General features: G+C 73.2%; 14 protein-coding genes. 7 read left to right on the top strand and 7 right to left on the bottom strand.

The genetic code is table 11. The features are described from left to right. Nucleotides 1-137: 137 nt before the first annotated feature. From E0504_RS05505 to E0504_RS05495, 3 genes are all read left to right on the top strand, one after another. Entirely contained in the window at nucleotides 138-1,589 is a 1,452-nt protein-coding gene (locus E0504_RS05505) for a gamma-aminobutyraldehyde dehydrogenase (RefSeq protein WP_112107925.1), read from the top strand. A 5-nt stretch (nucleotides 1,590-1,594) separates the two neighbouring features. Continuing rightward, nucleotides 1,595-2,647, top strand: coding sequence for an alpha/beta fold hydrolase (locus E0504_RS05500; protein WP_373693869.1), 1,053 nt, complete (start codon nucleotides 1,595-1,597; stop codon nucleotides 2,645-2,647). Nucleotides 2,648-3,123: 476 nt separating this feature from the next. Continuing rightward, nucleotides 3,124-3,321: a hypothetical protein gene (locus E0504_RS05495; RefSeq protein ID WP_131622259.1), complete on the top strand. Its 198-nt coding sequence runs from the start codon at nucleotides 3,124-3,126 to the stop codon at nucleotides 3,319-3,321. A 393-nt stretch (nucleotides 3,322-3,714) separates the two neighbouring features. Here the strand turns inward: E0504_RS05495 and E0504_RS05490 are convergent, their stop codons facing one another. The 6 genes from E0504_RS05490 to E0504_RS05465 form a co-directional block, all read right to left on the bottom strand. Then, on the bottom strand, nucleotides 3,715-4,479 hold the full coding sequence (locus tag E0504_RS05490; protein WP_131622257.1) for a glycerophosphodiester phosphodiesterase: 765 nt from the start codon (nucleotides 4,477-4,479) through the stop codon (nucleotides 3,715-3,717). A gap of 23 nt (nucleotides 4,480-4,502) precedes the next feature. Then, nucleotides 4,503-5,345 carry a histidinol-phosphatase gene (hisN, locus tag E0504_RS05485; protein ID WP_020458598.1) on the bottom strand — a complete coding sequence of 281 codons (843 nt, stop codon included), beginning with the start codon at nucleotides 5,343-5,345 and terminating at the stop codon, nucleotides 4,503-4,505. Between the two features lie 45 nt (nucleotides 5,346-5,390). Beyond that, the gene (locus E0504_RS05480; protein ID WP_131622255.1) at nucleotides 5,391-6,092 is read right to left on the bottom strand and encodes a TetR/AcrR family transcriptional regulator; all 702 of its coding nucleotides are present in this window, start codon (nucleotides 6,090-6,092) and stop codon (nucleotides 5,391-5,393) included. A gap of 145 nt (nucleotides 6,093-6,237) precedes the next feature. Further along, on the bottom strand, nucleotides 6,238-7,266 hold the full coding sequence (gene rsgA, locus E0504_RS05475; RefSeq protein ID WP_071059459.1) for a ribosome small subunit-dependent GTPase A: 1,029 nt from the start codon (nucleotides 7,264-7,266) through the stop codon (nucleotides 6,238-6,240). A 14-nt stretch (nucleotides 7,267-7,280) separates the two neighbouring features. Continuing rightward, complete coding sequence (aroA, locus tag E0504_RS05470; RefSeq protein WP_235014384.1) at nucleotides 7,281-8,678, bottom strand: 3-phosphoshikimate 1-carboxyvinyltransferase; 1,398 nt, start codon at nucleotides 8,676-8,678, stop codon at nucleotides 7,281-7,283. Between the two features lie 26 nt (nucleotides 8,679-8,704). Next, nucleotides 8,705-9,511, bottom strand: coding sequence for a methyltransferase domain-containing protein (locus E0504_RS05465; protein WP_020458602.1), 807 nt, complete (start codon nucleotides 9,509-9,511; stop codon nucleotides 8,705-8,707). Nucleotides 9,512-9,540: 29 nt separating this feature from the next. On the opposite strand from E0504_RS05465, the gene E0504_RS05460 reads away from it, so the two are divergent. The 4 genes from E0504_RS05460 (at nucleotide 9,541) to E0504_RS05445 (ending at nucleotide 12,741) form a co-directional block, all read left to right on the top strand. Next, nucleotides 9,541-10,395, top strand: a complete 855-nt coding sequence (locus E0504_RS05460) for an alpha/beta family hydrolase (protein WP_112107929.1) — start codon at nucleotides 9,541-9,543, stop codon at nucleotides 10,393-10,395. 211 nt (nucleotides 10,396-10,606) lie between these two features. Next, nucleotides 10,607-11,419: a sigma-70 family RNA polymerase sigma factor gene (locus tag E0504_RS05455; RefSeq protein WP_020458604.1), complete on the top strand. Its 813-nt coding sequence runs from the start codon at nucleotides 10,607-10,609 to the stop codon at nucleotides 11,417-11,419. Further along, nucleotides 11,416-11,700, top strand: a complete 285-nt coding sequence (gene rsrA / locus E0504_RS05450; RefSeq protein ID WP_020458605.1) for a mycothiol system anti-sigma-R factor — start codon at nucleotides 11,416-11,418, stop codon at nucleotides 11,698-11,700. The genes E0504_RS05455 and rsrA overlap by 4 nt, the downstream gene beginning before the upstream one ends. A 57-nt stretch (nucleotides 11,701-11,757) precedes the next feature. After that, a complete protein-coding gene (locus tag E0504_RS05445) occupies nucleotides 11,758-12,741 on the top strand; it encodes an NAD-dependent epimerase/dehydratase family protein (protein ID WP_131622253.1) in 984 nt (327 codons plus the stop codon). 43 nt (nucleotides 12,742-12,784) lie between these two features. Here E0504_RS05445 and E0504_RS54050 read toward each other — a convergent pair whose 3' ends face one another. Next, nucleotides 12,785-12,859: a 50S ribosomal protein bL37 gene (locus E0504_RS54050; RefSeq protein WP_369299096.1), complete on the bottom strand. Its 75-nt coding sequence runs from the start codon at nucleotides 12,857-12,859 to the stop codon at nucleotides 12,785-12,787. Nucleotides 12,860-12,921: the final 62 nt, after the last annotated feature.

The raw sequence follows: 12,921 nt of genomic DNA, 5'->3' as shown, positions 1-12,921 counted from the left end.
AGAGCGAGTTGAATGCGCTATCGGTGGCACCAGGTTCGTGGAACCATCGTGTCCGTTGGGTGGCGCTCGGACGACCGGAGGGAGCCGGACGCATGGAACGGACACCGATGGAACGGACACCCATGGAACGGACACCCATGGAGCGGACGCTGAGCAATTTCGTCGGGGGGAAGCAGGCACCGTCGCTGGACGGGCGGACGATGCCGGTGCTCAATCCCGCCACCGGCGAGGTCCTCGCGCACGCGCCGAGCTCCGGGCCGGCCGACGTGGACGCCGCCGTGCGGGCCGCCGGTGAGGCGTTCGAGGGCTGGCGGGACAGCACGCCGAGCGAGCGCTCCCGTGCCCTGCTCCGCCTCGCCGACGCCGTCGAGGAACGGGCGGCCGAGATCGCCGACGTGGAGTGCGCGAACACCGGCAAGCCGCGCCAGCTCACCCTTGACGAGGAGATCGCCCCGTCGGCCGACCAGATCCGGTTCTTCGCCGGGGCGGCGCGGCTGCTGGAGGGCCGGTCGGCGGGGGAGTACCTGGCGGGCCACACCAGCTACGTCCGGCGTGAGCCGATCGGTGTCTGCGCCCAGGTGACCCCCTGGAACTATCCGCTGATGATGGCCGTCTGGAAGATCGCCCCGGCGTTGGCGGCCGGGAACACGGTCGTGCTCAAGCCCGCGGAGACCACGCCCGCCAGCTCGCTGCTGCTCGCCGAGATCGCGGCCGAGATCCTCCCACCAGGTGTGCTCAACGTGGTCTGTGGTGACCGGGACACCGGCCGTGCCCTCGTCGCCCACCCGGGCCCGGCGATGATTTCGGTGACGGGCAGCGTGCGCGCGGGCATGGAGGTCGCCCGCGGGGCGGCCGACTCGCTCAAGCGGGTGCACCTCGAGCTCGGAGGCAAGGCCCCGGTGATCGTCTTTGACGACGTCGACCCGGCCGTGGTCGCCGCGGAGATCGCCGGGGCGGCGTACTTCAACGCCGGCCAGGACTGCACGGCCGCGACCCGGGTGCTCGCCGGGCCCGGCATCGCGGGCGAGCTCGCCGACGCGCTCGCCGAGGCCGCCCGCGCCACCACGACCGGCCCGCCCGCCGCCGGCGGGGCCGCGGCCGGCGGAGGCGAGGCTGACTACGGCCCGCTGAACAGCGCCGGTCAGCTCGGCCGGGTCAGCGGGTTCGTCGAGCGTGCCCCCGAGCACGCCTGCCTGCTCGCGGGCGGGACGCCGCTGGACCGGCCCGGCTACTTCTACCCGGCCACCGTGATCGCCGGCCTGCGCCAGGACGACGAGCTGATCCAGCAGGAGGTGTTCGGCCCGGTCGTCACCGTCCAGGAGTTCTCGGCCGAGGACGAGGCGGTCGCGTGGGCGAACGGGGTCGAGTACGGCCTCGCCTCCAGCGTCTGGACGCGTGACCACTCCCGCGCGATGCGGGTGGCGCGCCGCCTCGACTTCGGGTGCGTATGGGTCAACACGCACATTCCTATCGTTGCGGAGATGCCACACGGAGGATTCAAGAAGAGCGGTTACGGAAAGGACCTGTCGGTCTACGGGCTGGAGGACTACACCCGTATCAAGCACGTGATGCACAACATCGAGTTCTAGGGTCGGTGGCGGTGACGGACGGCGGGCAAGCGGCGGGGCACAAGGCCGGTGCCGGGGACAAGACCGAGGTCGCGGCTCCGGCTGCGGGTGCGGGTGCGGCCGGGACCGCGGCCGCGCGGGCTTCCGATGGGCCGGGGCGGCAGCTGTCCACCCGGTTCGTGACGGTCCACGGTTACCGGCGGGCCTATCTCCGGGCCGGTCGTGGTCCGGCCCTGCTGCTGATCCACGGCATCGGGGACAATTCGGGAACCTGGCGGGACCTCATCCCGGAGCTGGCGCGCGGCCGCACCGTCATCGCGCCGGATCTGCTGGGCCACGGCCGCTCCGACAAGCCCCGGGGCGACTATTCGATCGCCGGCTACGCCTGCGGGATGCGCGACCTGCTGACCGTCCTGGGCGTCGAGCGGGCGACGGTGGTAGGCCACTCGCTGGGCGGCGGAGTGGCGATGCAGTTCGCCTACCAGTTCCCCGAGCGGTGCGAGCGGCTCGTCCTGGTGTCGACCGGGGGCGTGGGGCCGGACCTGCACCCGGTGCTGCGGGCGGCGACGGTGCCGGGCTCGGGCCATGCGCTGTCGCTGCTGACCAGAGCGCCCGTGCGCCGGGTCGGCTGGGCGGCCACCCGCGCGCTGCGGCTGCTGCACACCGACGTCGGGCGGGACGCGGACGACCTGATGCGCGTGTTCGCCTCGCTGGACGTCCCCACGGCCCGGCAGGCCTTCCTGCGCACCCTGCGCTCGGCGGTGGACGGCCACGGCCAGGCGATCACGATGCTGGACCGGTGCTACCTGGCGGCAGGCATGCCCTCGCTGATCGTGTGGGGGGCGCACGACGCGGCGATCCCGGTGGAGCACGCGAGGATCGCCCACGAGGCGATGCCGGGCAGCCGGCTGGAGATCTTCCCGGACGCGGGCCATTTCCCCCACCACGCGGACCCGGTGCGATTCCGGGCCGTTCTCGAGGATTTTCTGGCGACCACCAGACCGGCCAGCCACTCCGCTCGCCAGTGGCGCACCCTGCTGCGTTCCCACGGCACGGCGGCACCCGCACAGGACGACTGATCCGCCGCCGGTCGCGCCCCGGGCGGCCGGTCGGTCCCGTGGCGCCGGATGAAGGGATACCGCCACAGGTGACCTCCGCCGCCCGGGCCGGCGCGATCCGGGCGGTACGGTTCGAGAGACCCGTTCGCACCCGTCCGTTCGCGGCGGGCGCTGGACATTACCGGACAAGAACCGACCGGACAAGTACCGGTCGGACAAGTTAAGTGGACATGTCGATCGGACAACTCGGCGCCGCACAGTCGCCGGGTCAACAGTTGTCTCACCACGGTGTTGTCCACGCGGCCCGGCGCGCAGCGTCAGGTGTCCGGCGAGCATCGATGATGGGGCCGGGCCGTGGTCCCGACGGTGTCCGGTCGACGGGTTGCGCATTACTCTGGCGTGGTCTCTATCGCGAAGTTCATGGAGCGGGAAGGCGCGTATCTGGCTTATCCTTGGTTCGTAACGCTAATGCCCGCCATAACTTCGGAGGTCGACCGTTGGCACGCCGCGCGCGACTGAGCTGGCCGCAGGAACATCATCAGGCGAGTGAGGTGATCATCCGCAGGGTCGACCCCGGTCGGGGCTGGACCCTCGAACAGGCTCGTGACCTGGTAGAGCAGGGCTACTCCATCGACAACGTCGCGGAACGCACCGGCTTTCCCGCGAAGATGCTCAAAGTCGCCGTCAAAGACTGACCGTTCGCCCATGCCCGTGCCCGTGAAGTCGCGGACCAGGCCGGCGGCCGTGGCCGTGTGCGCCGGGGCCGTGCGGTCTCGGTTGTAGTGCGGGGCGTGTGGTACTGGTCGCCGTCGGTGTCATGAATACGTCCCTGCGGGCCTGTCCGCCCGTGTCCCTTCGCCTAGATGTCCTTGACATGTGGTCTTCGCGGTGGGAGATCCATCGCGAGTACCTCGTCAAATTCGACCGGTCAGGTCAATCGTTCTGGTAGTGAGACGGCTACATTCGGCCCGGCCCGCCTCAATCGGGTGACCCATTGCTCGCGCGTGTGGGGTCATGATGTATTGCGGGTGAGCGCTTCCGGGTGATCGGGCCGGCCCCGGCCCATCAGGCCCAACCATCCCGCGTCCTTACGATGAGCCCGCCGCCGGCCAGTCGTCGCCGATCGCGGATCGGGTGTGCCCGACGGTGACATCGATCAACCGCCCGAGATGATCCGAGTACACGGCGTCGAGGCGGTAACCGCGTAGCCGGCGCAGTGTCGCCGTCGACTGGGCGTCCCATCCGAACGCCGCGATACCGGCGGCGTGCAGCTCGTCGACCATCGCCGCCCGCGGTGGTGTCCACTCCCGTGTGCGCAGGTTCAGGGCGTCGACGCCCGCCGCGCACAGGATGCCCCCGTAGGCGGCGCCGCCGCCGTTCTGTTCCACGTTTGCCACCGTGGTGGAGTTCACGAGCCTGACGTCACCGTCGGCCTGCCGCCACTCGTGCAGGTCGGGAAACGAACCACACAGCCACAGCCGTGCGGCGGCCTCGGTGCCACCCGCCGCACGGGTGACCGCGAGGACGGCGCCCGCCGCCTCGGCCGCGGACATGTGATCGGGACGGCCCTTCAGATCGAGGCTGAGATCGAAACCCCAGCCCAGATCGTCGTAGAAGGCCGCCAGTGTCGGCAGCCACCCGGGCAGATCGGCGCCGCGCAGCTCACCCAGCCGCCGCCGGCGGCCGGGTGGGCCCAGCGTGCCGTCATGCCGCAGGACGGGGATTCCGTCCGCGGTGAGCCAGACGTCCGACTCCAGGCCGTTGGCGCCGGCCGCCAGCGCGCGGCGGAAGGCGGGCAGCCGGTTCTCCCGCTGGAACGGGGCCGGCGCGCCGCGGTGCGCGAAACCGATCATCGTGGGACGGGTGCCCGCTCGGGTCAGTCCCGGAAGTGGCTCAGGGCGACGTCGTGCAGGTGCCCGTTGGTCGTGAGGATCGTGCCCCAGCCGGGCCCGCGCCGCCCACGCAGGTCGGTGAACCGGCCGCCGGCCTCCTCGACGATGACCTGCAGGGCGGCGAGGTCCCACAGTGAGACCTCCGGCTCGCAGGCGAGGTCGACGGCGCCCTCGGCGACCATCATGTGCGACCAGAAGTCGCCGTAGGCGCGGCTGCGCCAGATCTGCTCGGCCAGGCTCAGGAACTGGGGCAGCCGGTCGGCGGTGCGCCATCCCTCCAGCGAGGCGAACGAGAGGAAGGCGTCCGACAGCCGGGCGACGGAGGAGACCTGCAGTGAACGGGTGTCGCCGGTGGCGTCCCGGGTGAACGCCCCGGTGCCGCGGGCGGCCCACCAGCGGCGGCTCATGGCCGGGGCGCTCGCCACGCCGACGACCATCTCGCCGTCCACCTCGAGGCCGAGCAGGGTGCCCCAGACGGGAACGCCGCGCACGAAGTTCTTGGTGCCGTCGACCGGGTCGAGGATCCAGCGCCGGCGGGTGTTCTCGCCGACGAGGCCCTCCTCCTCGCCGAGAACTCCGTCACCGGGGCGCGCGGTGGCGAGCCGTTCCCTGATCATGGACTCGACGGCGGTGTCCGCGTCCGAGACCGGAGTGTTGTCGGGCTTCGACTCGACGTGGAGGTCCACCGCCTGGAAGCGGGAGAGGGTGATCCGGTCGGCGGCGTCGGCGAGGCTCAGAGCGAGTGCGAGGTCGTCGGCGAGCCAGCCGGCAGGGTCGACCGCCTCGACCGGGTTGGCGCTGACGGGGCTCGGGTTTGGCGGAGTCACGAGGGAAGACTACGAGTTCCGGCGTCGAGGGAACGGGCGCGGTGGTCACCGGACGTCGGCCCGGATCCGCCCGCCCGGCGTGGCGGCTTCGGCAGGCTCTGCCGGTGCCCGCCCGTAGAGCGCCTGCGACCAGACCACGGTGAGGGTACGGATGACCTCGGCGGGATCCGCCCGGGGGTGGTGGCCCAGTGTTTCGCGCAGGTAAGCATCGGTCATCGCCATCAACGCCCGCGCGCTCTGCGGGTGGTGGTCGGGGCGCACCCGGCCGCGGGCCTGCTCCCGGCCGAGCCGCTCGGTCACCGCTGTGACAAATCCCTCGACCGCCGCCCTCCGGTACCCGGCGGCCAGCTCCGGATCGGTGGCCGCGGCCTGCGCGATGACCCGCAGGACGAACCCGTGGCGCAGGTGCACGCCGACGATGGTCCGGGCGGAGCGGACGCAGTCCTCGACCGGGTCGCCGTTGCCGTCGAACCAGCCGGCGGACGCCGCCGACAGCTCGCCCTCGATCTCACGCAGCAGCCGCCGCAGCAGGTCGGGGACGTCCCGGAAGTACGCGTAGAAGGCGGAGCGGCCGAGCCCGGTGCGGCTCATCAGCGCCGCGACGGTCATCGGGCCGGGCTCGTCCGAGCCGATCATCTCGATCGCGGCCTGGAGGATCTCGCGCTCGGCCTCCACCGGCTGCCGGCGTCGGCGCCGGGCCATGCGGGCGAACTCACCCGCCCGCGGCACCGTTCCTTGATCGGTCACAGACCGAGACTAGGTGCGGCACAGCCATGATCGGCATCCGCCGGGCAGCCTTTGTCGATCACATGGCTGGCCGGAGCCCTGTGGGGCCGCACGCTGTGCTGCGACGCAGACGGTTGTGCGACCGCGTGCGACCGGCGCCGTCCGGTCAGACGGGTGTCGCGCGGGCCGCGAGCAGACGGCGCAGGCTCGCCACCCGCGCGGGGTCGGCCCGCCCCTGCCGGACGGCCTCGTCGAGCCCGCAGTCCGGCGCGGTCAGGTGGTCGCAGCCGGGCTCGCAGTCGGCGGTCGCGGCCGCGAGGTCGTCGAAGGCCGTCAGGACCCGCTCGAGCTGGACGGCGCCCAGCCCGAACGAGCGGATCCCCGGGGTGTCGACGACGGTCCCGCCGTCCGGCAGGGCGAGCGCGACGGCCGCAGAGGAGGTGTGCCGGCCACGGCCGGTCACCGCGTTGACCACTCCGATGGCCCGGTCGGCGTCCGGGACAAGGCGGTTGACCAGCGTCGACTTGCCGACCCCGCTGTGCCCGAAGAACACGCTGGTCGTGTCGCGCAGCAGCGTCTGGAGCGGGTCGAGGTCGCCGTCCGGCCGGGTGGCGACCACCGGCAGCCCGAGCGGCTCGTAGGACGCCCGCACGGGGGCCGGGTCGGCGAGGTCCGCCTTGGTCAGGCACAGGACCGGGGTCAGCCCGCCGTCGTAGGCGGCCACCAGGCACCGGTCGATCAGCCCGGTGCGCGGCGGCGGATCGGTCAGCGCACAGACGATGACAAGCAGGTCGGCGTTGGCGACGATCGGCCGCTCCACCGGGTCGGAGTCGTCGGCGGTGCGCCGCAGCAGGCTCGTCCGCTCGTCGCGGCGCACGATGCGCGCCAGCGAGCCGGCGCTGCCCGAGAGATCCCCGACCAGTTCGACCCGGTCGCCGACCACGACGGACGTCCGCCGCATGGAACCGCCGCGCACCGCCGCCACCAGGCCGGCCGGGCCCTCCCGCCGGCCGGCGGGGGTGTCACGCCGGGCCGTGCCCGGGCGGCCGCCCGGGCCAATCTCCGGGCGGCAGGTGTAGCGGCCGCGGTCGACCGCGACGACCACCGCGCGGGCCGCGTCCGCGTGCTCGGGCCGGATCCGCGTCCGCGGCCGGGAGCCCCGGCCGGGTCGGGTACGGACGTCGTCCTCGTCCATCTCGCGTGCCACGGTCAGCCGGCCAGCATCGTCGTCCACATCCGCGCGAAGTCGGGGACTGTCTTGCCGGTCGTGGCGATGTCGTCGACGGTGACCCCGGGCACCGCCAGGCCGACCACGGCGTAGGTCATCGCCAGCCGGTGGTCCGCGTGCGGGTCGAGCCGGGCGCCGCGCAGCGGCACCGGGGTGATCGACAGGCCGTCGTCGGTGACGGTGACACGGGCGCCGAGCCGGCCGAGCTCGCTCGCCAGCGCGGCGAGCCGGTCGGTCTCCTGCAGGCGCAGGTGGGCGATGCCCCGCAGCCGGGACGGCGAGTCCGCCAGCACGGCCAGCCCGGTCAGCACCGGCGCCGCCTCGCCGAAGTCGGAGAGGTCGACGTCGATACCGGTGATCCGCCCGCCGCCGGTGACGCGCAGGCCCTCCGGCACCAGCTCCGCCCGGCAGCCCATGGCCACCAGCAGGTCCGGCAGCATCCGGCCGGGCTGCTCGGTGGACGCCGGCCAGCCGGTGATCGTCATCTCGCCGCCGGTCACCGCCGCGGCGGCGACGAAGGGGGCGGCGCTGTTGAGGTCGGGCTCGATCACGCGGTCCAGCGGCCGCGGCCCGCCGGGCTCGACCCGCCAGCGCCGGGTCGACGCGGCCGGAGTGCCCCCGGCGCGCAGCAGGTCCGCGGTCGGGTCGTCGACGTCGACGACCACCCCGGCCGCCCGCAGGTCGGCGACGGTCATGTCGAGGTACGGCCCGGACGGCAGGCGGTGACCGGCGTGGGTCACGGTCGCACCGCGCTCGAACCGCGCCGCGGCGAGCAGCAGGCCGGAGACGAGCTGGCTGGAATCCGACGCGTCGACCGTCACCGCCCCGCCGGAGACCGCCCCGGTGCCGCGCACGGTGAAGGGCATCCGGTCGCCGTCGATGTGGGCGCCCAGCTCGCGCAGCGCGCGCAGCAGCGGGGCGAGCGGGCGGTCCCGCATCCGGGGATCGCCGTCGAAGCGCACGTCCCCGCGGGCCAGTGTCGCCAGCGCGGGAGTGAAGCGCGCGACCGTTCCCGCGTTGCCGCAGTCGATCGCGGCCGTGCCCCGTACGGCGCCGACCGGGCCGGTGACGACGATGTCGGCGGCGCCCTGGTCCGCGCCCGGCTCACCCGGCCTGCCCGGCTCGGCGCCGCCTGGTGCGGCCTCGTCGGTCACCGTCGCGCCGAGCTCGCGCAGGGCGGCGGCCATCAGGACGGTGTCCCGGGAGCGCAGCGCCCCGCGCAGGCGGGAGACCCCGTCAGCCGCCGCGGCCAGCACGAGCGCCCGGTTTGTGCCGGACTTCGAGCCCGGCACGGTGACGGTCGCCCGGACCGGACCGGTCGCGACCGGAGCCGACCACGGGTCGCCCTGCCCGCGCTGCACTTCGGTGATGGTGGTCACCGTGCCAGCATGCCGGATTCCCGGCGCTAGTCGGGCCGGCGGGCCGAGGCGATCAGGTGAATACCGATTGACTCGCCCTCACGCTCGGCGGCGAGCTCGACCTCGGTGCGCACCAGGGTGGGGAAGCAGGAGACGTCCTCGGCGACGGCCCGGCGGACCGCCTCGGCGGAGAGCACCGTGCGCGGGCGGATCCAGTCGACCTCCAGACCGGCACTGGTGAGCAGGGCGCGCAGCTCCTCGGGCCAGAAGCACCGGGTGATGGTGCCGTCCTCGGCCGGGACGAGCACGACGTCCGCGCGCGGCACGTCGGACAGCTCCGCCCAGCGGTGCTGCTCGGCGAGCCGGGCGAGCCCGAGAAGCAGGGAGTCGACGCACAGCAGCAGCCGGCCGCCCGGCCGGAGCATGCGGTGGATCTCCTCGAGCGTGGTCTCGGTAGCCAGGCAGAACGACAGGGCCCGTGCCTCGGCGAGCACGGCGTCGAACGAGCCGGGACGGAACCAGTCCAGCGAGCGGGCATCACCGACGACCCGCCGCACGGCCCCCGGGCCGGGAGCGGGCTCGCTCTCGCCCGGCGTGTCCACGCTGCTGAGGCTCCCCACGACCCGGACCACCTCGTGCCCGGCCGCGACCATCTGGCGTGCGAATCTGGCCCGCGGGCCGGAGACGTCCAGGACGCGGACCGGATCGGCGGGCAGCCACTCCTTCAGCTGGGCCGAGGCGACCTCCTCGTAGAAGGCCCAGTAGGGGTCGTCACTGCCGGCGGGGGCCTCACACACCAGCGTGTTGGAGGACCCCCGGGACGAGTGAGTGTCGGCGTCGGGGCCAGACAACATGGACCGTTCCTACCCTTCAAGGGGCAATGATGCGAGGCACGTCACATGCGCAAGGTGAAATTCTGACAGATGTTCGGGCCGACCACGCAGTGTCCTTCCCGGGCGGCTCGGACGGAAGTGACCCGGCCGAGCCACCGGCGCCGGTCAGGGCGGCCGCGACGGCAGGCGAGGATCCCCTCCTTGTGGACGGTGGACGACTGCGGGTGGTTCCCGTCCCGCCACGCGCCGAGGTTGTCGGCACCGTCGTCCTCCTGCACGGGGCGGGCAGCGGCACCGACACGCCGGCGCTGACCGCGCTCACGGAACGCCTCACCGCCGCCGGGATCCGGGTGGCCGCCCTGGAGATGCCCTACCGGGTGGCCGGCCGGCGCGCCCCGGACCGCCCCGCCCGGCTGGACGCCGTGCTCACCGCGGCGGTCGCCGCGCTGGGCCCGCCCGACCGCCTGGCGCTGGCCGGGGCGTCGATGGGATCGCGGGTGGCGGTGCGCTGCGCCCGTGCCGTCGGTGCCCGCGCGGTGCTGGCGCTGGGCTTCCCGCTCGAGCCGCCGGGCGGGAAGCCGTCGCGCGGGCCGGAGCTGGCGGGGGCCGGCGTCCCCGTCCTCGTGGTGCAGGGATCGCGCGACGCCTTCGGCATGCCGGTGGCCGACCCGTCCTGCGGGATCAGGGTGCACGTCGTGGCGGGGGCCGACCACTCGTTCCGGGTGCGGGTCCGGGACGGCCGGCCCGTGGGGGAGGTGATCGGGGAGGCCGCGGAGGTGGGCGCGTCCTGGCTGCTCGCCCGCCTCGGGGACGAGCCCTCCGGCACGGTCGGGCACGAGCCCGGGGACACGGTCGGACATGAGCCCGGAGGCATGGTCGGAGACGGGCCCGGCGGCACGGCCTGAGCGCGCCGCGGCTGAGTGCTCACGTCTGTTTCGGTTACCCACCCGCGACCCGTTCGACCCACCTGACCCGCCAGGAATCGAGAACAGCACCCGCCGGGAATCGAGAACAGCCCGCGGTGGTTGGCGCCAGTGGGAAGCGCGGGAGGCCAGGCGTGGCCGGTGTCGCACGGAGGTGGTGCGACCGCCGGAGTGCCCGCGTCACGGAGGTTCGATGACGTTCCAGCACAGCACACCAGGCCCGCGCTCGCAGGATCGCCGGGTGACGGGGCCGGGCCGCGGGCGGCCGGTCGCCGCGCCGGTGCGCACCAGGGCGGTGGCGGGGGTATCGTCCGGCGCGGAGAGCGGTCCAGTCAGGACGGCAGCCGGCGGGCCGGCGATCGGTTCCCGGCGGGGCGAAGGAGTGATCCTGGTCGACGAGACCAACGACGAGTCCACCCAGGAGCGCGGCGCCCGGTTCGAGCGGGATGCCCTGCCGTTCCTCGATCAGCTCTACGCTGCCGCGCTGCGGATGACCCGCAACCCCGCGGACGCGGAGGATCTCGTTCAGGAGACCTTCGTCAAGGCATTCGCGGCCTTCCACCAGTTCCAGGAGGGAACCAACCTCAAGGCCTGGTTGTACCGCATCCTGACGAACACGTTCATCAACACGTACCGCAAGCGCCAGCGGCAGCCGCTGCAGAGCCCGACCGAGCAGGTCGAGGACTGGCAGCTCGCCGAGGCGGAGTCGCACACGTCCACCGGCCTGAAGAGCGCCGAGGCCGAGGCGTTGGAGCACCTGCCCGACAGCGACATCACCGAGGCGCTCCAGGCGCTGCCCGAGGACTTCCGGATGGCGGTCTATCTGGCCGACGTCGAGGGGTTCTCGTACAAGGAGATCGCTGAGATCATGGGCACTCCCATCGGTACCGTGATGTCACGGCTGCACCGTGGGCGGCGTGGTCTGCGAAAGTCGCTGGAGCAGTACGCGCTGGAGCGCGGGCTGGTTCCGGCGGGGTCTGCCGAGAACGAGGGCGGTGGGTCGTGAGCTGCGGAGGACCTCACAACATCGATTGCCGCAAGGTGCTCGACGCGGTCTTTCTTTACCTCGACGGGGAGTGCAACGACCCGCAGCAGCACCTGATCCGGGCACATCTCGACGAGTGCTCGCCGTGCCTGCGGGAGTTCGGGGTCGAACACGAGGTGAAAATGCTCGTCGCGCGCAAGTGCGGCGGGGAGCGGGCACCGGACTCGCTGCGGCTCAGCGTGCTGGCCCGGCTGCGCGCGGCCCGCACGGGCGCCGACGCGACCGAGTTCCGCCCCGACTAGGCGAGCGCCTCCCCGCTCGTGCGGGGAGGTCGGCGGCGGGCGGTTAGGCTGCCTGCTGTGCGTATCCTCGTCACCGGCGCGGCCGGTTTCATCGGTTCCACCGTCGTCGATCGGATGCTTGCTGACGGTCATTCGGTCGTGGGCATCGACGACCTGTCGTCCGGGCGCATGGAGAATCTCGCGCAGGCGGCGGCCGATGCCCGGTTCTCGTTCGAGAAGGGCGATATCACGTCGCCCGATCTCGGTGACTTCGTCGCCCGGGTCCGCCCCGCCGCGGTGGCTCATCTCGCGGCGCAGATCGACGTCCGGATCAGCGTCGCCGACCCGCTGCTCGACGCCCGGCTGAACGTTCTCGGCACGATCAACCTGCTGGAGGCGGCCCGGGCCGCCGGGGTGGCGAAGGTCATCCACACCTCGTCCGGCGGGTCGATCTACGGCACGCCGGCCGCGCTGCCCGTCGACGAGTCCGTGCCGCCCGCGCCCGAGTCGCCGTACGCGGCCGGGAAGGCCGCCGGCGAGCTGTACCTCAACGTGTACCGGGTGACCTACGGTGTCGCGACGACGGCGCTGGCGCTCGGGAACGTCTACGGGCCCCGCCAGGACCCGCACGGCGAGGCCGGGGTGGTCGCCATCTTCGGCACCGCCATGCTCGAGGGGCGCCCGACCAAGATCTTCGGTGACGGGACGACCAGCCGGGACTACGTCTTCGTCGGGGACGTCGCCGACGCCTTCGCCCGGTGCGTGCCGGCCCAGGCGGCCAACGGCCTGCGGATCAACATCGGGACCGGCGCCGAGACCACCGTTCTCGACCTGCACAGCCGCATCGCGCGGGTGGTCGGGGTGCCGGACGAGCCCCAGTTCGCCCCGCCGCGCCCCGGCGAGCTGCAGCGCATCAGCCTGGACGTCGGCCTCGCGGAGCGGGAGATCGGCTGGCGGCCGCGGATGGACCTGGACGGCGGGCTCACCCGGACCGTCGACTGGATCCGGGCCCGGATCAGCGCCCACGCCGCCGCCTCCGGCTCGGCCGGCGTGACCGGCTGACGAGACCGGGCGGGAGCGCTGGGCGTCCCACCCGGTCCACCTGTCAGGTGTTCGGGCGCTTGCCGTGGTTGGCCTTGCTCTTCGCCCGCGCGCGCCGCTTGCGCTTCTTCTTCGCCATCATGAACTCCTCTCCGCCGCTCTGAGCACATGGTCGCTCTGGGCACATACTGCCAGCCGCCG

The sequence above is a fragment of the Parafrankia sp. BMG5.11 genome, from assembly GCF_004337455.1.
Note: the sequence above shows the minus strand (reverse complement) of the source record. Positions and strands in the feature narration are given on the sequence as shown.